Source organism: Mycobacterium sp. 050272, assembly GCF_039023525.1.
Classification (GTDB): domain Bacteria; phylum Actinomycetota; class Actinomycetes; order Mycobacteriales; family Mycobacteriaceae; genus Mycobacterium.
Window position 1 is genome coordinate 138,554 of record NZ_JBCHKV010000011.1, and the last position, 20,126, is coordinate 158,679.

The 20,126-nt window shown below is 64.5% G+C and carries 18 protein-coding genes; 3 read left to right on the plus strand and 15 right to left on the minus strand.

Features of this window, described 5'->3' with window-relative positions; translation table 11 throughout:
- Position 1: 1 nt before the first annotated feature.
- The 13 genes from AAHS21_RS20765 to AAHS21_RS20825 all read right to left on the minus strand — a co-directional run bounded on the left by AAHS21_RS20765 (position 2) and on the right by AAHS21_RS20825 (position 14,834).
- Positions 2-1,330, minus strand: a complete 1,329-nt coding sequence (locus tag AAHS21_RS20765; protein WP_342929443.1) for an acyltransferase — start codon at positions 1,328-1,330, stop codon at positions 2-4.
- 108 nt (positions 1,331-1,438) lie between these two features.
- Positions 1,439-1,888, minus strand: coding sequence for a hypothetical protein (locus tag AAHS21_RS20770; protein ID WP_342929444.1), 450 nt, complete (start codon positions 1,886-1,888; stop codon positions 1,439-1,441).
- A gap of 322 nt (positions 1,889-2,210) precedes the next feature.
- On the minus strand, positions 2,211-3,761 hold the full coding sequence (locus AAHS21_RS20775) for an MCE family protein (protein WP_342929445.1): 1,551 nt from the start codon (positions 3,759-3,761) through the stop codon (positions 2,211-2,213).
- Entirely contained in the window at positions 3,755-4,924 is a 1,170-nt protein-coding gene (locus tag AAHS21_RS20780; RefSeq protein WP_342929446.1) for a virulence factor Mce family protein, read from the minus strand. Before AAHS21_RS20780 ends, AAHS21_RS20775 begins: the two co-directional genes overlap by 7 nt.
- A gap of 11 nt (positions 4,925-4,935) precedes the next feature.
- Entirely contained in the window at positions 4,936-6,516 is a 1,581-nt protein-coding gene (locus AAHS21_RS20785) for a virulence factor Mce family protein (RefSeq protein WP_342929447.1), read from the minus strand.
- Positions 6,513-8,072, minus strand: coding sequence for an MCE family protein (locus tag AAHS21_RS20790; protein WP_342929448.1), 1,560 nt, complete (start codon positions 8,070-8,072; stop codon positions 6,513-6,515). The genes AAHS21_RS20785 and AAHS21_RS20790 overlap by 4 nt, the downstream gene beginning before the upstream one ends.
- Positions 8,069-9,109 (minus strand): virulence factor Mce family protein, encoded by a 1,041-nt coding sequence (locus AAHS21_RS20795; RefSeq protein WP_342929449.1) that lies wholly within the window; start codon positions 9,107-9,109, stop codon positions 8,069-8,071. Before AAHS21_RS20795 ends, AAHS21_RS20790 begins: the two co-directional genes overlap by 4 nt.
- Positions 9,106-10,413 carry an MCE family protein gene (locus tag AAHS21_RS20800; protein WP_342929450.1) on the minus strand — a complete coding sequence of 436 codons (1,308 nt, stop codon included), beginning with the start codon at positions 10,411-10,413 and terminating at the stop codon, positions 9,106-9,108. The genes AAHS21_RS20795 and AAHS21_RS20800 overlap by 4 nt, the downstream gene beginning before the upstream one ends.
- Before the next feature lie 5 nt (positions 10,414-10,418).
- The gene (locus tag AAHS21_RS20805) at positions 10,419-11,282 is read right to left on the minus strand and encodes an ABC transporter permease (protein ID WP_342929451.1); all 864 of its coding nucleotides are present in this window, start codon (positions 11,280-11,282) and stop codon (positions 10,419-10,421) included.
- Position 11,283: 1 nt separating this feature from the next.
- Positions 11,284-12,078 carry an ABC transporter permease gene (locus tag AAHS21_RS20810; protein WP_096291183.1) on the minus strand — a complete coding sequence of 265 codons (795 nt, stop codon included), beginning with the start codon at positions 12,076-12,078 and terminating at the stop codon, positions 11,284-11,286.
- Positions 12,079-12,558: 480 nt separating this feature from the next.
- Entirely contained in the window at positions 12,559-13,230 is a 672-nt protein-coding gene (locus AAHS21_RS20815; RefSeq protein WP_342929452.1) for a TetR/AcrR family transcriptional regulator, read from the minus strand.
- Positions 13,231-13,328: 98 nt separating this feature from the next.
- Positions 13,329-13,643 carry a hypothetical protein gene (locus AAHS21_RS20820; RefSeq protein ID WP_342929453.1) on the minus strand — a complete coding sequence of 105 codons (315 nt, stop codon included), beginning with the start codon at positions 13,641-13,643 and terminating at the stop codon, positions 13,329-13,331.
- A gap of 195 nt (positions 13,644-13,838) precedes the next feature.
- The gene (locus tag AAHS21_RS20825) at positions 13,839-14,834 is read right to left on the minus strand and encodes an NAD(P)H nitroreductase (RefSeq protein ID WP_342929454.1); all 996 of its coding nucleotides are present in this window, start codon (positions 14,832-14,834) and stop codon (positions 13,839-13,841) included.
- Between the two features lie 101 nt (positions 14,835-14,935).
- On the opposite strand from AAHS21_RS20825, the gene AAHS21_RS20830 reads away from it, so the two are divergent.
- Positions 14,936-15,907 (plus strand): aldo/keto reductase, encoded by a 972-nt coding sequence (locus tag AAHS21_RS20830; protein WP_342929455.1) that lies wholly within the window; start codon positions 14,936-14,938, stop codon positions 15,905-15,907.
- 7 nt (positions 15,908-15,914) lie between these two features.
- Here AAHS21_RS20830 and AAHS21_RS20835 read toward each other — a convergent pair whose 3' ends face one another.
- Positions 15,915-17,048, minus strand: a complete 1,134-nt coding sequence (locus AAHS21_RS20835; RefSeq protein WP_342929456.1) for a phosphotransferase — start codon at positions 17,046-17,048, stop codon at positions 15,915-15,917.
- A 106-nt stretch (positions 17,049-17,154) separates the two neighbouring features.
- Positions 17,155-17,775, minus strand: a complete 621-nt coding sequence (locus tag AAHS21_RS20840; RefSeq protein ID WP_342929457.1) for a TetR/AcrR family transcriptional regulator — start codon at positions 17,773-17,775, stop codon at positions 17,155-17,157.
- A 138-nt stretch (positions 17,776-17,913) separates the two neighbouring features.
- Between AAHS21_RS20840 and AAHS21_RS20845 the strand changes: the two genes are divergently transcribed.
- Positions 17,914-19,047: a hypothetical protein gene (locus AAHS21_RS20845; protein ID WP_342929458.1), complete on the plus strand. Its 1,134-nt coding sequence runs from the start codon at positions 17,914-17,916 to the stop codon at positions 19,045-19,047.
- On the plus strand, positions 19,044-20,114 hold the full coding sequence (locus AAHS21_RS20850) for a phosphotransferase family protein (RefSeq protein ID WP_342929459.1): 1,071 nt from the start codon (positions 19,044-19,046) through the stop codon (positions 20,112-20,114). Before AAHS21_RS20845 ends, AAHS21_RS20850 begins: the two co-directional genes overlap by 4 nt.
- The last annotated feature ends 12 nt before the right edge of the window (positions 20,115-20,126 follow it).

The window sequence follows — 20,126 nt, forward strand, 5'->3', positions numbered from 1 at the left end:
CTCAACGTGTGGTCGACGCGGGCGCCGCTGGTCGCGGGCTGACCTGTTTGGGACGAAGCGCCACCAGTAGCGCGCCGATCGCGAAGACCGCGACCGTAATCCGTGCAAAGTGCCCGTCGGGGGCGAACCCGTCGGCGGCGACGAACTCGAGGCCGTACGCCGCCAGCACGGCTCCCAGCACCATGACCGGTTCGGTCCAGCGGTGCGGCAGTGGAATGCCGAGCAGGGGGAGCGGAGCGGCGAACAGGCGCCGTCCCCACCACAACAGCACCATCTCGACGGCCGTCACGAGTCCCAGGATGGCAACCCATTGCAGCCGGCCCAGCCACCACTGCGCCGTGCCCTCCGCGGGTTGCATCAACAAGCCGGCCGGGTAACCGACGAGGGCCACGATCACGACGGGGATCATGTGCCATAGATAGAGGGCCATCACATTGTTGTTGCCGACGGCGAGTACTCGCTGGATCGCGCCCCCGCGCAGGATGCGATTGAGCGCCGGCGCGGCCGCCATCGCGATTCCGGCCTGCGCGCAGCCGAATGCGAGCATGGCGACCGTCGGGGGTGAGGTGTTCTGCACGGCTTGGCCGGGAACGCCGATCATGCTGACCGGATAGCCCGCCAACCAGATCAGGAGTGCGAGAGCGACAGCAGATCCGGTAGCAAGCACAACGGGTCTACGGTCGGCCAATAACCCACCATGCCAAGCGATACCGAGCTGATACAGCGTTCCCCAACACAACAGATAGTTCAGCCAGCCGAGGTCGTGCAACGGCCCCTGCTTCAACGTGGTGTCCACCACGGTGACTGCCACAGCGACTACTACCGGCACCCAAAGTCCCCAACGGCGTTGTGCGGCAATCGCAATCGGAGTCAGCGAAACCACCAAGACGTAAACGGCGAGGAACCACAAGTGCATCGCGACCGCCCAGCCCGCGTATTCCAGTAGCGAACCGCCGACACCGTGGGCCGCCGCGGCCACCACGATCGCTGACACCAGCGCGACGTACACCACGGTCGGACCCAGAACTCGCGCGAGCCGGCGCCGAAGCCAGTCCTGGCGCGACACCGCGCCGCTCTCGCGGTGATGCGTCCAGGACACCGCACCCGCATAACCGGCCACCAGGAAGAACACCGGGACCGCCTGAAACGGCCAGGTCAGCCACTGTGTCCAGGGCATGTCGACGAGCGGATTCTGCCGTCCGAATTGACCGTCATGGTAGGTCACGGATCCGGCCAGCCAGTGTCCCAGCACGATCAGGATCACGCCCGAGACGCGGTAATAATCCACTGCCAGATTGCGGTCCGGGCGTGTGGTGTTGGCCTGGTCCATCAGTTCGCGCGAAGCTCGAGCGGATACACAGCGCCACGGTACCTGTTCGCGGTCAAGCCGCAGCGGAGGTCAGGCTGGTGGAAATGATGTGGTGCGGCGCGCCGATTTTCACAGCGCGTGGTGCAGCGCCGGCGATTCGGCCCCCGCGGCGGTGTCGCCATCGGCTGACACGATCTGGGCAACCAGCTTGCCGCCCCGGACGACCTCGATCGTCTGCCCAGCGGCAACCCTGTCGAAATAGCGCCCCGCACGCTTTCGCAGTTCGCCCAGCTCGATCCGTCGACCACCGTCCGCCGCGCTCGGGTTCATCCTCGAAGCGCCCGCCGGGACGATCCGTGCCAGTAACCTGCCGCCACGGACGACACAAATCGTCTCCCCGGCTGCAACCCGATCCAGGCACCGCCCGGCGCGCGTTCGCAGTTCGTCCAGCCCGACCCAGCCGCCGGCGTCCGGCGCCACGATCTTGGCAGATCGTGCGGGTATCGGAGCCACCCGCCAGTCGCCGACTGGCACGATCCGGGCCACCACCTTGCCGCGGCGGACGACGTCAATAGTCACCCCGGCGGCTACCTGCTCCAGATATGCACACGCGTTGCTCCGGAGTTGGCCTAGGCCAATCACTTCCCGCATTTCGCTCCGATCTCGTCTGCACCCGCCGGCCGCGGTGCGTTGAGCCGGGCTGGGTACAAATCGGCGACACGCTCCGATTCGGGAACTCGGAACGACGGCCGCCGACCACCAGTATATGACTGTACGTGCGGTCAGTGTCAACGGTGCGGTCGGACTCGGCGCGGAATCGACGCAACCAGCACAACGAGTTTGCGGCCAGCCGATATTCATGAAAAGCGTTGAGATTAAGTAAGATTGGCGCGAGATGGGCTCAGTTCGGCGGTGCGAGCATGTCCTTCCAGCCGTCGTCTCCTGTTTTGGCCGAATTCTGGACGGAGTATTTGACACCGTCGGGGCCCACCAGTTCACCGCTTTGCGGGCTGTAGACGGCCGGGGGAGGGGCGCTGGGGGTGTAGACGCAGGGATTCGGCTGTTGCCCATTGCACTGTACGGTCCCCGACCCCGGTCGCTGCAGGACATCACTGATCGGAGGCGGTGTTCCCGCTACCCGGTCGGAAGGTGCCGGGTTGAGGCCGTTGTCGATCGACGGCGCGGGCATCACCTGGCCGGGTTTCACCGGCTGGTCGCAGCGCGCCGCGGGCGCCGGGCAGGTCAGGATCTGGTTCGGGTCGCCGTACCAGGGGTTGGTGCCCGACGGGACGTAGGGTTTGGGGTCGCGGCACTCCCGGGGCGTTGCGGCGCGCTTACCGGGAACATCGACACACGGGATGTTGCGTGCACCGCGCACGGCGTTGGAGGGAGCGTCCTGCGGGATTTTGCAATACGTTCCGGACGGCATAGGCGCCAGGCTGGTATCCGCCGGAGACCGCCACTGCGATGCCGGCAGAAAGCCGGTCAGACACGGCGGGGGCTGGTTGATCGTCAGCGAAGTGCCCAGCGCGGCGTAGCCCGGGAAAGGCGTCGTCACCGTCTGGCCTTCTGATGCGCCCTGCGGATACGCCACCAGCAGTTGCTCGACGCCCTTGTGGTAGCGCTTGAGCATGTCCAACACGATCTCGAGATTCGCCAGTGTCTGCGGCAGCGACTCCCGGACGTCGTTGAACACTGCATCGACCTGATCGGCGGTCGGCGCGGCGTGGGTCAAAATGCTTTGCACCCGCTGGTCGTTTTCCGCGCTCTGGGCGGCCAGGATGTCCAGGTTGTGTGACCAGCGCCGGATCGATTCACCCGAATCGACCTGGCTGTCGATGATCGGCCCGGAGTTTTGGATGATGTCGTCGACATCGCCGATGTTGGTCTTGAAGTCGCCGGCGATTGCCTGCGTCGCATCGACCAGGCGTTGCAGCGCGGGGCCCAAACCTCCTACCGCTTGGGCTGTTTCGTCAAGCAGGGAGCCGATTTTTTCCTTGGGCAGGGCGGCCAGCCCGCGGTTGGCCGCGTCCACGGCGGGCCCGATCTCGGTGGGCACGGTGCCCTTGGTGACCGTCTGTCCCGGCGCGAAGTACGTGCCCGGGTTGCCTGACGACACCAGATCCAGATACTGCTCACCGACCGCCGACACCGAATGTACATTCGCCGACGCGTCAATCGGGATCTGGTAGCTGTCGGCGATACTCATGGTCACTCGCGCGCCCGTTTCGGTCGGTTCCACCGCGGTCACCGTGCCGATCGTTTCACCGCGGTAAGTCACGTTGGCGGTTTTGTAGAGACCGCCCGACGCGGGCAGGTCCGCCTTCAGCGTGTACCGACCAATCCCCGCCGCGGTGGGAATTTGTAAGTAGTACCAGCCCAAGGCAATCGCGGTGATCACGCTGAGGATGCTGAAGATGATCAGCTGGCGCCAGATGAAGCGCGTCAACATTGCCTATCCGCCCTTTCGACCAGCGGACCGCCCGGGGCATCGTTGGGGTTCGGCGTGTATCGGACGTCGGGGATCATCGTTTCGGGGTCACGGCCCCACGACTGCTCGAGCGCGCGCAGCCCTCCGGAGAAACCGGTCCCGGTGAGGATTGCGTTGTCGACCGAGCTGAGGGTCAGGTCGAGCGTCAGCGAGAGGTTGAAGTAATCGCCGCGGAACGACTTCGGCACGGCGTCGATGTCGAAGGGCCGCACGAGGATCAGCTTGAGGGCGCGGATCAGATACGGCGAGGCCCGGCCGAGTTCACGCAACGGGCATTGCAGCGACACCAGGTCGGAATGCAGGTCGCTTCGCGAGCCGGAAAGATATTGGTCGGCAACTGCGCTCAGCCTTCCTGTCGCGTCGACCGCGTCGACCAAGAGTTTCTGCTTGTCGGCGAAATGCTTTAGCAGCGGCGGAAACTCGGTGAGGACCCGATCCAAGACATCCGAGCGCGAGCTCACATACGCCAACAGCCGGTCGGTGGAATCGATCGCCCGGGTGATGTCCTCGCGTTGCTCGTCGAGTCGGGCGGTGAAGGTGTCGAGCTTGCCCAGGAAGGAGTGGATCTGCTCGGCCCGCCCGTTGAGGATGTTGTAGACCTCGTTCTGCAGCACTTCGAGGTTCGGGATACCCCCGCCGCGCAGGATCAACGCCAGACTGGCCAGTGTCTGCTCGGTTGTGGGGTAGGCGAACGAATTCTTCAGCGGGATGGTGTCACCGTCCCTGAGCGGCTCTGCGGACGGGTTGGGCGGGGAGGCCAGCTCAATATGTTGAGAGCCCAAGAGACTTGTCTGCCCGATCTTGGCGGTGGCGTTCTTGGGTAACTTGACGTTCTTGTCCAGACGCAGCGTCAGCGTGGCGACCCAGTTCTTCAGTTGGATCGCGCGCACCGTGCCGACAAAGACGTCGGCCACCCGAACCCGGCTATTGTCGTTCAGCGCCAGCGTGTCGGGCATCTGGACGTAGACGGTGTAGGAACCGGGCCCGCTGCCCGGGCCCCCGGGCATCGGGATATTGGCGATTCCGTGCCACTTCGAGCACGACGTCAGCGTCACTGCGGCCACGAGCAGGACTAGCCCCTGCCACGCGCGATGGCGACTGTGAGAACCCCACGCGCGCAACATGGTTGAGCCTCTCACGAGCCTGGTCCCGTCGACGCCGCGGCCTGCGCGGGCGGTGGTGGTCCGGGTGGAGTCGGTGCGACCGGTCCCGGGATGACGCCCGGTGCCGGTGGCGGTGGCGGAATCGGCACCTGCGGCGGGTTCTGCCCGATGACCGGCACGATTGGGTTCTCGTCGTAGGCATTCGGCGGTCCGGGCGGCGTCTGCAACCCCGACACCGGGGGCGTGATGTCGGGACCACCCATCAGTTCGGCCAGCGATTCGGGGGTCAGCAGGCCCCCCGTGATCGGGCCTACCTGGACGCCTTGCATGCCGGGCGCGACAACCCAGCCGGGCTGGGTGTTGCGGTGCGAGAACGGGGTATCGGGCACCCAGACCCCAGGAACGGTGGTGTCCTTGTATCCGCTCGGCGGCTGCAACCGGGGCTCGGAGTAGGCGACTTCCTTGGGCAGCGTCTCGGCGGTGCTGAACAGGTTCAGCCCGAACGGCAGGTAGTTGAACTTGATTGCGTCGAGAATCGGCGCCAGGTACTGCGCACACAGTTCGGCGGAATCTTGATAACCGAGCCTGCTGCCGGCCTGAATCATGCTGCACATGAACTGCATTGGATTCGCGAAGTTCGGGATCGCCGGAATCGACATGACCGCACCGTGCGCCGGGTGGTAAATCTGGCTGAGGTTGGTCTCCAGCGTCGGCAGCACATGCAGCGCGGTCTCCAAACCATTCAGCGGCTCGGGTTGTACCAGCGTGGTGGTCAGGTTGGCGAGGTTGGCGATGTCGTGCGCGAACACCCCACGATTCTTGTCCAGGAACGGGCGCAGTGTTGAGAGCAGGCCGTCGAATTGCTTTATCGCCGTGCCGAGTTCGCCGTCGGACCCGGTCAACCTGTCGGTGAATTGAGCCAGATTGCGATTCAACGCCACGAATTGTTGGTCGTCTTTGTGCAAGGCGTTGACGAACAGAGCCAGGCTGTGCACTACCGCGAAGAAGTCGCCGCGGCCCTGATTCAGCGCGGTGAGTGCCTGCGCCAGGCTGTCCAGCGTGGCGTTGATCTGCTTGCCCTTGCCGGCCAGTCCGTCGGCGTACGCCTCGATGAGGTCACCGAAGGGGCCCTTGGGCTGCTCGGGGGTCGGGCCGAGTTTGTTGATGGTGTTGGCGACACTCTCGCGCAGTTCGTCGAACTCCGTTGGCACCTGGGTGCGCTCGATCGGGATGACCGCGTTGTCGGTCATCACCGGGCCACCCTTGTACGGTGGCTCTAATTGAATGCTCCGCGACGCCACCAGGGTTGGGTTCACTACCACGGCGGACGCGTTGGCGGGCACCTTGTATTTGTTGTTGTAGTGAAACGTCACCTTCATCTTGCCGGCGGCCGGCTCGATCTTGTCGACTGAACCCACCCGAACGCCCATGATCTGGACCTTGTCCCCGGAATACAGCGCATTGGCGGCCGGGAGATAAGCGACCACGGTGTTGGTGGTCATTTTCTGGTAGAGCCGCCAGCCGGCGAGCCCGGCGGCGAGGGCCAGCACCAGCACCAGTGCTCCGACGACGCTGCGGCGCCCCGGGCGGTGGAAATCAAAGACGGCGCTCAATTTTGGCTACCTCCCGTGATGCCGCTGCCTCCCGTGCCGCCGGGGTTGATGAACGGCGCCGGCAGCTGGGTCCCGGGTCCGGGCGGGGCGGGTGCCCCCGGCGGCAGGCCTGGCGCGAACGTCGACGGTTGCGGGACGGGGCCCGCGGGTTGCAGGTTCTCGGTGCGCGCGCCCGGCGGCGCCTGGGCGGGCAGCGGCGCCGGTGTGCCCGGCACGTCGGGCGGCGGTTCACCCGGACGTCCGGCGATCGCTATCCCTGGTGTCGGTGGCAGCCCATCCGGGTTCGGCGGTGAGGTCTGCACGTCGATCGGTGCCGGGAAACTGCCGCCGAACGGCCCGATGTCTATTCCCATGCAGGGCAGCGGGTTCCACGGCCGCGGGGGAGCCCCGGGCGCCGGAACGTACGAACACGCCGTTCCCGGCGGGACGGCCGGCCCCGGATGATCCGGGGTGCCTTCGGACACCGGGGGTGCGGGCGGCGGCGCGCCGTTGGGGAACCGGGTGCCGTTGGGGTCGGGCCAGCGGAACGCGGGCAGGCCGGCGCTGCGCCAGAATTCCTCCGGGTCGATCCCGCGCTTCTTGAAGGCGGCATCGACAGACGGCTGCAGGACCCAGTACGGCAGCAGATTGGACAGGACGATCTTGAAGAACGGTCCAGATGCCACGGATTCGCCCAGCGATGCCGCGAATTGACTTACGTACGTGAGAGTTTGAGCCAAGTCGTCCTTGCGCGCCACCAGCACATCGCTGAGGTTGCGCAACTGTTCGAGGACGCGATTCAGGTTCGGGTTGTCGTTGATAAATCCCTGCACCTGGGTCGAGAAAGCTGAAATATTCTGCAGCAGTGCGTCAATCGCCCGGCCACGTTCGTTGAACGCGGCCAGCAGCGTCTTGGCGTTGACGAGCAGCCGGTTGATTTGTTCACTACGGTCACCGAGCACGCTGGCAACCTGGCTGGCCTGAGCGAGCAGGTGCTTGATCGCGTCGTCGCGCTTGCCGATGGTGTCGGAGAATTTGGCCAATCCGTCGAGGGCTGGGCTCAGGTGCGGATACGTCTGATCAATGGTCTGCGACAACACATTCAGCGATTGCTTGACCCTATCGATATCCCAGCCCGCGGCGGCCTTGTTGACATCGAAGACCGCGTCGTAGAGCTGGTAGGGGGTGGTGCTTTGGCCCAACGGCAACACGCCCCCCGGCCGCAACGTCTGGGCTCCCCGCGGCTCGATCTCGAGCACCTTCTTACCGAGGATGGTGTCGGTCTTGATCGCGAGCCTGCTCTCGGTGCCGATGGTGTTGGCGCCGATGGAGAACTTGATCACGACGTGGTCGCCGTCGATGTCGAGCGCCTCCACCGTGCCGACGTTCACACCGCTGATGCGCACCTTGTCGTTCTTGTTCAGTTGACCGGTATCGGTGAACTGCCCGTAGTAGCTGGGACTCGCGAACAGCATCGGGACACTGGTGAAGCTTTGGCCGACGGCGACGACCAGAGCGAGCACGGTGATGCCCATCAGGCCGACCCGGCCGCGGTTGAATTCGGTCAGCGTTCTCATTGCGGCGTGCACCTGCCCGTGGGCTGCTGCCAGAGCCGGACCGTGCGGACCGGACCGCCGGGCTGCAGTCCGTTCCACTTGATCGTGAGGTCGCAGAGGTAGAAATTCACCCAGTCGCCGTAGAGTCCGATGCTGCGCCCGATCAGGTTTAGGGCTGTCGGAGTCTTGCGGATCAGGTCGTCGAGCTGATCGCTTCGGTCGATGAGCGGCTGCTGCAGCGCCTGCAGGTAGTTGATCTCCTTATGCAGCAGAGCGCGGTCCTCGGCCAGCAGATCGGCCACCGTTCCGGCGGCGTTGCTGATGTTCGCGGTGCCCGCCGCCAGCGGATCGGCGTGATTGGCCAGCCCCGTGATCAATTTCTCGAAATTGTCCACGGTTTGGTCGAATTCCTTGCGATGCCTGACCGTGGTGTCCAGCACGATGTTCAGGTTCTTGACCACTTCGCCGATTGCCTGGTCGCGTTCGGCCAGGTGCGCGGTCAGCCGCGCGGTCTGATCGAGGATGTCGTTGATCGTGCCGCCCTGACCCTGAAACACAGTGATGATGGCCGACGCGATCGTGTTGACCTTGTCCGGATCGAGCGCCCGGAACAGCGGCTTGAAACCACCGATCAGAGCATCGAGATCCAAAGCCGGCGACGTTCGAGACAGCGGGATGAACCCACCCGGCGGCAGGACCCGGGCGGCGCCCTCGCCTTCGCCACGTTTGAGCTCCAGATAGCGGTCGGCGAACAGATTCAGATAGCGGATCTGCGCGGTCGTGGACTGATAGAGCGGTATCGAGCGATCAACGGTGAAGTCCACTCGCACTCGCGTGCCGCCCTGCACCAGCTGCACCTTTTCCACCTTGCCGATCTCGACTCCGGCGGCGCGGACGAACTGGCCGTCTTTCAGGCCGGTGGCATTGCTGAATTCCGCGGAATAGCTGTTGGTGCTGTTGAAGCGCATCTGGCCGAACACCACAACGATCGACAGGGTGATCAGCAGCAGGACGAATGAGATGGTGCCGAGCTTGATGGCGGGTCCGGTGATTTTCATGGGTTGATCGTGTTGTCCCCGACCTGGCGGCCCCACACATACTCAATTGCGTACGGGGAGCCGGTTTCTAGATGGTTATATGGCGCGAGGCTGGCGCCGGTGTCCACCACCAAGGACGGTGCCGGCCACAGGTCGTGGGTGATGGCCTGCCAGCAACCCGGAGCGCCCCCGGGGCCGCCTCGAGCATTTACCCGCGGCAGATTGTCGGGATACACATAGGGATTCGGTGCCCCGCCCACCACACCGGCCAGCCCGAGGAGCCCCATGGTGGCCGCGGTGCCGGCCAGTCCCGGGAGGGTCAGCAGCCCTCCCAACCCCGATGTCAGCTCCGTCATGGTGTGCAGCGCGTAGCCGTTCCCGCCGCCTGTTGTCTCATAGGCGTGAGGTTCTTCGTCGTAGTAATTCCGGATGGTGCAGAAGATTTCGGGACTGTAGGTGTCGAGCAGCTGCGCGGTGGGCACCAGATCGGCGGTCCCGCGCTGCAGGTAGGGGCCGCCTCGCCGGACGATGTCCTCGCCCGTGTTGCCGAATCCCGCCGCCGCCAACAACGCAGCATCCAGGTCGGATTCCTGGCGGTGCAGCGTTCGCGCCGTTATCACGGAGTTGTTGAGGGCGTCGAACAGAGCCGGTGCCGCATCGGCATACGTGTCGCCCAGTGCCGCCAGTTGCCGGATGTCGTGCCGGATCTGAGGCATCCGCGGATTGATGTCGTCGAGAACCGCGTTGGCGTTGACGATCGACTGCCCGAATTTGTCGCCCAACCCGGTGAATGCCTGCGCCGCCGCGGCCAGCGTCAGGTTCACCTTGACCGGATCCACCTTCTCGGTGATCGAGTTAAGGGTCTCGAACAACGTATTGAATTCCGTCGTCACCGATCTTGCATCAATGATTTGATGAGGTGTAATGCGTTGTGGGGTAGGGATTTTAGGTGAGGTGAGCGACACGTACTTGTTGCCGAACACTGTGGTGGCCTTGATTTTGGCGTCGACATTCGCCGGAATGAGCTTGACGTACCTCGGATCGACATCCAAGACGAATTTGGCCGCCGGGACACCGTCACGTTCGATCTCCGAAATGCTGGACACCCGACCGATTTCCGCGCCGTTGTAGGTGACCTTCGAACCCGGATCCATCACCAATCCGGACCGGGGCGCCAGCATCGTCAAGGTCGTCTTCGGCGTGAGCTCGCCCCGGAACTGCAACCATACGAGCGCCAGCACCATTGCCGCGACCGCCAAGAACACCGCGGCCGCGGTCTTGTACGGCGGGATACGCGGCTGATTCTCCTTGGCCGGGGTCGTCATGGCGATTACACGGTGAGGTTGAAGTTCGGGCTTTTGCCATAGACCGCCATGGCGGTTAACACGACGACGACAACGATCGTGATCAAGGACAACCGCATCGACCGGCCGACCGCTTCTCCGACGCCGACCGGGCCGCCGGTGGCGGTGTAACCGTAGTAGCAATGGGTGGTCATCACGACCACCGCAACCAGGATCACCTCCGCGAAAGACCACCCCACGTCGGTGAGGCGCAGGAACGTGTGGAAATAGTGGTTGTAGGTGCCGATGGACTGCCCGTAGAAGAACACCGTGGTGACCTGCTGGGACAGGAAGGCCATGGTCATCGCGAATCCGTAGAGCGGGACGATGACGACCAGGCCCGCCAGCACGCGGGTTGACGCCAGAAAGGCGACCGACCTGATCCCCATCACTTCCAGGGCGTCGATCTCCTCGCTGATGCGCATCGCGCCCAGTTCGGCGGTGGCCCCGGCACCGACCGTCGCGGCCAGCGCCTGACCGGCGGCGACCGGTGCCACAAACCGCACATTGACCAGTGCGGCAAGAAATCCGGTGAAGGCCTCGACACCGATGTTTCCCAGCGTCGCGTAGCCCTGAATGGCGACCAGGGAGCCGGCGGACAGGGTGATGAAGCCGACGATGGCGGCAGTGCCGCCGACCACGGCCATGGCGCCGGTGCCCATCCCCATCTGGGCCACCATCCGCAGCAACTCTTTGCGGTAGTTGTGCAGTGCGTACGGGATCTGTGCGACCGCGCTCAGCGCGAACCAGACCATCTCTCCGGTCTCGACCATCAGCCGCACCGGGATGTGCCGGTATCGGAGTAAGGCGGCCCGCGGGAAACGGATGTGGGGCGCAGCGGCTGTCGTCATGTCAGCGTCCCGTTCCGAAGCGGACACCGATGGTGGTCAGCGCGGCGTTAACCGCGAACAGCGCGATGAAACACAGCACCACCGTCTCGTTGACAGCAGTGCCAAGACCTTTGGATCCGCCGCGGACGATCAGCCCGCGATAACAGCCGACCAATCCGGCGATCAGTCCGAACGTCGCGGCCTTGATGAACGCGATCACCACCTCGGGTAAGCCGGTGAGCGCTGTCAACGTCGAGAGGTAAGCCCCGCTCGAGACGTTTTGCAGGTACACGCTGAACAGGTAGCCGCCGCCCAGGCCAACGGCGACCACCAGCCCGTTGAGCAGCACGGCGACGATCGTCGAGGCGACCACGCGCGGCAGGACCAGCCGGTGGATCGGGTCGATACCGAGCACTTCCAGCGCATCGATCTCCTCGCGGATGGTGCGCGCACCGAGATCAGCACAGATGGCTGTGCCCCCGGCGCCGGCGACCACCAGCACCGTCACGATCGGGCCGAGCTGGGTGACTGCGCCGATCGCGGCGCCCGCACCCGAGACGTCGGCGGCGCCGATCTCGGCGAGTAGGAGGTTGAGGGTGAAGATCAGCAGCACGGTTTCCGGGATGGACACCGCGATGGTGGGCAGCAGCGACACCCGCATCAGGAACCAGCCGTTCCAGATGAACTCGCGCCATTCGAACGGCTGCTTGAGCGCTTTGGCGGTCAGCACGCACATTCGGAAGAACCCGCCGGCGACTTCTGTCCCCGGTCGGATCCTGGCGAGCACTCTGCCGCCAATTACGTTCGTCGTGGTCATCGGCTCGGCCTTTGCCGTAACCACGCTCGGCGGATCGCGTCCCGAGCCGCTGTCCTGGTCGCCGTCGTCATGTGCGCCCGCGATGGGAAATCGCCGCGAAAAGTGCTTCGCCATATGGGATTTCAGATCCAGCCGAGACGACGGAGACTTTGGGCCTTTCCGTGCGGAGCCCCGGAGTGCGGGTTATCGCCCCCCGGATCCCTCTCGGCCGCGTTTGCTCCACGCAGCAACTATGGCACTAGACCGTACGGTCAGTCAATAAACTCGGACGGCGTGGTTCGACCGTGCTGACCGCCGTGCACCGGGCCCCGGGCCGCGTGGTGGTGACGAGGCGTCTTTGCTTGCGTGGCGGGCGCCGCGGCGCCGGGTACCCACTGAAAACACCGCGATCAGCGGCGAACGGCCGCCGACATCTCGTCGGTTAGAATTGATTTGGTTGCGCCAATTGCGCTGGCGCGCAAGACAATCTGCGCTATGCGGTCAAGAAGTCGCACTCGTTACCGCGGCAAGGCATTCGCGCACCACCGAGACGACGTTCGCCGACGGGTCCGCCCACTTGCTCAGCCCTAAGCGGTCGAGTAACAGCCCGCCGAGAAACACGTCAACAAAAGCGGCGCCGACTTGTTCGGGAGTTCGGGAATCGGTGGGATCGAACCAAACCCACATCCACTGCAAGGACCCCCACAGTTGCAATGCCGCCAGCTCGACGTCCACGGTCCGGAACACACCGCTCTCAATCCCGTTACGGATCTCGTCACTGGCAAGAGCTTGAAGTTGATGACGCAGCTTACGCACTTGCTGCATAGCCGGATCGTCGGACAACTGCACGACTTCACGCTGGCTTGCCACCGTCGCATTGCGGGCGATCACTTGCAGCATGGCCGAGGCGTAAATGATCGCTGCGATGCGCTCGTGCGGCGTGCCCAGCCGATCCCATACCATTCCCAGCGCGTCGAGCTGCAGGCCCAGATGGGCTTCTTCCAACTCGCGCAACATCTGCGCTTTGGTACCGAAGTGATGGACGATGGTGCCTTTAGACATGCCGAGCTCGTCGGCGATGTCACCCATATTCGTTCTGTCGTAACCTCGTTCGGCGACATAGCGGACAAACGCGTCGAGAATCTCGGTACGTCTACCAGGCAATCGGGGCATTTCGAACCCTTCGGCTAACCGTACGAACGGTCTATCATAACCTCCGGGACGGGAGAAGCCGCCTACCGGTCGCGCCGGCGTGGACCGTGTCCGATAGGTCAGAGAGCCTTCAATGCCCGCGAGCCGCTCGCATCCGGTGCGGTGATCACATGCGTCGTCGCGCCGGGTGCTGACTTGATTTCGCCGGCGGTGTATATGGTCATGAGCTCTCTGCCATCACTGTCCGCGATGCACACGTAGGTGTCGGTCTCAGGGTCGTAGTCGAAGCTGTCCCAAGCCAATACGAACGCCAAGCAATTGCCGTCGCGATCTGTGACGACCAGCTTGTGTACACCCGACTCTTTCAAGATCTTGGCGTCCTGCGCGCGCTGCTGAGGGGACCGATTGTGGTGGATCGTTACGCTGTTCGACATTTGCGTACTCCTTTGCCGATGCAATCTTCGTCTGCCCTAGCGCTCAAATACTCCTAATCTCCTGGACATTACTTTTTCCGCGGTACGTCCGACGAGGGCATTACGGCCCCTTCCAATAGGCCGTAGGTCGCATCGCGCAGAGTCGGTTTTGCGGCTGCGAAATGTGCTATACCGCGCTGCGGTCGCTGAGAAACCTCAACCAGATTCGTTGGGGCTGAATGTCAGAACCTCACCGAGTGGCCGCCGCGGCGTCAGCGGGGCCGCGGCGGTGGGGCCAAGTGCTTCGCCGACACGGATCAGCAGTTGTGGCATCGCCGCCCGCCCGATCAGGGTCGCGATGAGATCGCGGCTGGCCCACAGTTCGGTGAGTTGGGTCAGTGTGCACGTCGCCATCCCGGCTAACGTGCATTCCAACAACACCGCGGACAACGCTTCGCCACAACGCAGAGCATCAGCGGGGGTGTCCTCGTTGGTCGACAAAACGAGCACGGTGGATTGGTCTTGTCCAAGCGGGGTGTGCCGCTCGCTGTGCGGGCTAACCGGGAAGGCCCTTCCGATGTCGACCTGTTCGTTCTCGGCTGCCGACAACAGCGAGGTGCGCGGAATTCCGTCGACGTTCTCGAAATGACCTGTCCACCAGTCTAATTCGGTATGATACGAGGTATCGTATAGCCGCAGCGACTCGGTGAGCCGCGACGCGCGGGCTAATTGTGGCCGCAGCTCTTCGGGGATCACGTCGAGGTGAATTGTGGCGGCGTCCGCGGCTTCGCGCAGCCTCGCCTCCAACGCCGCCCAGTTGCTCGGTGGGGAGAAGGGGAGCCGATCGGTGCGCCGGTGCGCGATGGCCTCGGCCCGCCGGCGTTGGTCATCGGTGACGGGGCGTTGCGGGCTGAGATCGACTGACGCGAGAAGATCGGAGTTGTCCGGGTCTGGAAAGAGATCGACCTGGCTGGCCCACCCTGCTGCTGCCAACGCCACGCGCAGATGGTCGAGCACGGCGCCGCAACTGATCAGCGCCTCGCGGCCCGATTTGTCGGCAGCTGGCAGGCTGCGGCTTTCATCGATGTAGAGGAGCAACCGTGAGCCGGTAGCAACCCACTGCCAGGGCTGGCTGTTGTGCAACGACGGGGCCCGGCAGGCCAACTGCACGGCGTCCTTGACTACGTCGATGTCCACCAGCGCATCCGGCATGTTCGACCTCCAATCTAAGGTCAATCGTGGAACACGAGCGCGTACAGCGCCAGGGTCGTTGGTCCTCGAGTCCAACAAGGGCACGAACAGGAGAACGTGGCATGAAACAGGCTCACCTCGGCGACCTGCAGGTCGGCCGTATCGGCTTGGGCGCGATGGGTATGTCCGCCGCGTACTCGATCGGCGGATTCGACGACGCCGAATCCATCCGCACGGTGCACCGCGCCATCGATCTCGGTGTCACGCTGATCGACACCGCGGAGATCTACGGCCCCTTCGTCAACGAGGAGCTGCTCGCCCGCGCACTGCAGGGCCGGCGGGACCGCGTGGTGCTGGCCACCAAATTCGGCCTGATCTCGCACACCGGACGCAATGGCCTCGACAGCAGCCCCGAAAGCATCCGCGTCGCGGTCGACGGATCGCTGAAAAGGCTGGCGACCGACCACATTGACCTTTACTACCAACACCGCCTAGACCGCGATACTCCGATCGAGGACACGGTGGGAGCGCTGGCGGAGTTGGTCGCCGCCGGCAAGATTCGGCATATCGGTCTTTCCGAGGTCGGCGTCAACACCATCCGCCGCGCGCACGCGGTGCACCCCATCGCCGCCGTGCAATCGGAGTACTCACTGTGGACCCGCGATCCCGAAGACGGGATTCTGGCGGTGCTGCGCGAACTGGGAATCGGGTTCGTCCCATATTCACCGCTGGGCCGGGGCTTCCTCACCGGCGCAATACGATCCAACGCGGAGTTTCCCGACACCGACTATCGCAAGACCAATCCGCGCTTCTTCGACGAGAACTTCCAGCACAACCTGCGCAGCGCGGACGAGCTGCGCGAGATCAGCACCGACATCGGCGCCACCCCGGCTCAGGTCGCACTGGCCTGGCTGTTGGCCAAGGGATCCGACATCGTGCCTATTCCGGGGACCAAAAAGGTTGCGCGCCTTGAGGAGAACGTCGGTGCCGACGGCGTCGAACTTTCGCCCGAGCAGCTGTCCCGGCTGGACCAACTCACCCCGGCCGCCGGAGGCCATCACGCCGAAGCGCAAATGGAATGGATCGACCGCTAGCCGCTGGCTACAACGAACGTTTCAGCGCGGCAACGGTTTCCAGGTCATCGAGCGCGGCGACACCGCGTCGCAAGCCTTCCATCGCGATGTCTTCGACCTGCATTCCGCCCATGCCCGCGGTGATCAACGGGGCGACATAGGCATACAACGCACCCTGCCGGTAGCGCAGCCAGAGGTCGTCGCGGTCCAGGTCGGGTCCATCGGCTGCCAGCAGTGCCTGTCGATAGATGTCGAGCAGTTCGCGCTGAGCACTCTGGCGGTCGCCGGGCGTGAGGCTGGTGATCAGGGTGTAGGCCAGTTCGCGGGACGGATGGCCGCGTCGCACGGCCTGCCAATCCAGCAGCCCGGCCTCGCCGTCGCGGAAGTAGATGTTGCCCGGGTGGGCGTCGCCATGCATGACGGTATGCGGTGCGGTGTCGATCACCGCGGCGACCGCGCGGTAGTTCTCGGCGATGAATCGGCCGTTGTCCACCGGGATGGTGGTGCGCTCAGCGAGGCGCTTCATCGAGGTGGTCATCAGTGCACCGGTCAACAGTGATGTGACGTCACCCGACGGCGTGTAGAGCCAGCCCAGCGGCCCGCGCCCGTTCTGGCGCATGCGGTTCCAGAACGTTGCGTGCAGGGTCGCCAGCAACTCGACGACGAGGCCCGCCTGGCCGGTGGTCAGCGGGTGCAACGTGTCGGGGAAGACGCATGACGCGGGCAAATCTTCCAGCACCAGCAGGTAGCGACCGGTCCAGGTGTCGAAAGCCGCGCCGTAGGCGATCGGGACGCCCGGGAGTTCGGGGGCGAGCTGGCTGTAGAAGCGCACCTCGGTGCTGCCCAGCCGGCCCAGCTCACCCATCAGCCGGGTGGCGGCGGTCTGCGCCGTGATCTTGACGAAGACCGACTCCGGTACGTCATCGCCGGTCAGCACGAGCCGGGCCCGCGACGAGGTGCCGGCGTCGCTGTTGAGCACCCGGATCGACCTGACATTGCGGCCCATCACGCGCGACAGCGTCGCGGTGGTGAGGTCGCCGACCGTACGGGGCAGCCCCGCGCGGCTGCCGACGACGGCGTCGGCGGCCACCCGGCCGATTCCCCGGCCGAGATGTGCGGCCAGTCCGACGGCCGAAAGGGCCTGTTCAACGGCATTTGTCATGACTGTCCATCCCTGGGTGCGCCGCCGCCGGATGCAGCGGGCGGCGCGCGCGTACGAGTTGTCGAGACAAAAATAACTCAATGTCTGGACATCAGACAAAGTGAGACTAATGTCTGATCTGTGGCACCAGTGCTCGTACCAGGAACTGCTCGACGAATTCGCGCTTGTCGGCAACCGGGCGGAGCCGCCATGCCGGCGACAGCAGGAACAACGTCGTCGCGCTCAGCCATTGCACGATTGAGCGGGGGTCGAGGTCGGTGTAGAGGTTGCCCGCGTCCTTCCACCGTTGCAGCAGTGGCCCGTAGTGCGCCAACATCAGCTCGATCATCGGTTCGGACCCCAGCTGTAGAGCCGCCGGCACGGCGGTGCTCTCCGCGGCGAACAGCGCCTCGTTCAACGGGTTGCCCGCCACCGACTCCACCCGCGCCAACACCATCTCGGGTAACGAGCGGACCGGGTCGTCGGGGTGACGCAGCGAGCCGACCAACTCGCCCAACGCCGTGTCGACCCGAGCCAGCATCAAACCCAGCAGGACCTCGTCGCGGTTGGGGAAGTAGCGGTACACCGTCGAGCGGGATACCCCGGCCTCATCGGCCAACTCAGCCATCCGGATCTGGGCGTTGCCCCGACGCACGATGCAGCGGCCCGCAGCGTCCAGCAGGCGCCGCCGCGCCTCCTCGTCATCGAGGATCGCGCGGTCGTCGCCCCACCACCGGCTCGGCTCCATTGCAGCGATAGTAGGGGATGTGTTGTGCCATTGAGTATCTGATGCGCGAGGTTTCGTCACAAATTTTTCGCCGACCTGATGTGGTCGCTAAAACCATTTGACGACAGTCGATTTCGTTAGAAGGCAGAAAGGCAATCCATGGGTTACAGCGCCGCCGACGAGTCATTCACCCATCAGCTGCCAACGACTTTCGATCAAGTGCATGATCCCGATCCCACTTGGTCGGACCGGTGTTACTTCTTCGCGGCCTCGCCGGACGGCGCCCTGCTGCTGGCCACCGGCTACGGTAATAACCCGAACACCGGCACCGGGCTGGGATACGTCAAGGTCAGCCTCGCCGACGGCCGGCACTGGGATCTGCTGGCCGGCCGTCCGATTGACGCTGGCGGCCGCGGCGATCTGAGGGCGGGGCCGATGCGCTGGACCTGTGTCGAGCCCCTGAAGAAGTGGCGTCTGGACGTGGAGCCCAACGATTCCGGAATCGCGTGGGAGCTCTATTACGAGCCCACCGCGCCGATGTGGGAGCTGTTGCCGATGAAGGTGCACGACTCCGACGGCCGGATGCTGGCCGACATGTACCACATGAAAGAGCCGGGAAGCTGGACCGGCTGGGTGCAGATCGACGGCGAGCGGATCAGTGTCGACGGCTTCCACGGCGGCCGGGATCGCACCTTCGGGGTGCGTGTCTCCGACAAGATCGATTTCTGGTTGTGGCTCGACGCCGGTTTCGAAAACCGTGCGATCGAGGCATGGATCATCGAATCATCCGATGGCACAGTCAACTACGTAGACGGCGGTATCACCCACAATGACGGCACGCTGTCGAAGCGGTTTGTGAAAATCGAGCACGATGTAAAATTCGACGCCGACCGCAAGCGACCCGCGCGGGCGGTGCTCGTTTTCACCGATGAGGACGGCATGACCTACCGGGTCACAGCCGATACCCCGCATCAACACGTCAACGCCTACTACGGCCTGCCGATGGCGCACTGCCAGTATCAGGACCTCGGTGAGGGTGCGTACTTCATCCACTTCCAATGGGACAGCAACGATTCCGCGCAACTCAGCGAGACCGAGGGTAAATCGATGGCGCTGGACCAGCTGATGCGGTTTGAACTCGACGGCGACACCGGCTGGGGCATCTTCGAATTGCTGATGGGCGGCCGTGGCTATACCCGTTACCCGAACTGGGCGGCGATGGACATGTCGGCCTTCACGCAGGACAAAACTCCGGTCGAAAGGCTGCCGGAGGACGATGGGGTACGCCAATGACGCAGGGTACCAACGTCGCTGGGCGTTTGACCGCCTGGCTAAGCACCCAACTCAATGCCGCCGACGTCCGCATCGAGGGCCTCGACCGGGTGAACTTCGGCCACTCCGCCGAGATGATGGTGCTCACGGTCGTCACCGGGGACACCCGTCGCGATGTCGTGGTGCGGCTGCGCCCCAAACCGCCTGCGCTGCTGGAACCCTACGACCTCGCGCGTCAGTTCTCGATCCTGCGCGCGTTGCAGGACAGCGCCGTTCGTGTTCCGCCGGCGCTGTGGCTCGAGGACAGCGGCGACGTCCTGGGACGGCCATTCTTCGTGATGGAGCGGGTCGGCGGCGACGTCTACGAAATGGACGCGCCCGCCGACGTGCCGGGCGCGATGGTGGTGCGGATGTGTCAAAGCCTGGCCGAACAGCTGGCGGCCATCCACTCTGTCGACCTCGAGCAGACCGGGCTCGGCGCCCTTGACGACGGCGGCAACCACCTGCGCCGCGAACTCGACCATTGGGCAGCCGAAATGGACCGGGTCAAGCGGGATTCATTGCCCGCGCTGGAACGGCTCTTGCAGGCACTGCGTGACAGCCAGCCGGAGCCGTGCCCGAAAGTCGCTCTGGTGCACGGGGACGCCAAACCGGGCAACTTCGCGTTCACCGACGGCGAGGTCAGTGCGGTCTTCGACTGGGAGATGACCACCGTCGGTGATCCTCTGACCGACATCGGCTGGCTCGAACTGCTCTGGATGCAGCCCGTCGGCATCACCAGTCACCCTGACGCGCTGGACATCGAGGCACTTCTTGAGCACTACCAAAGGGCCAGCGGGATCACGCTGCAGAACCGATCCTGGTATCGCGCCTTCAACGCGTACAAGATGGCCGTCATCTGCCTGATCGGTGCCATGCTCGTCGATGACGGGCATAGCGACGATCAAAAAATGCTGCTCGCCGCATACGGCACCTCGATGCTCACCCAGGTCGGGCTGTCGGAGTTCGGTATCACCGAGCCGATCGACGACGGTCCGGTTCTGCCCCGCGAGGAACGCATCCAGCAACTGCAGGCGAGCGCCCGCTAGGGGTATTGGTCC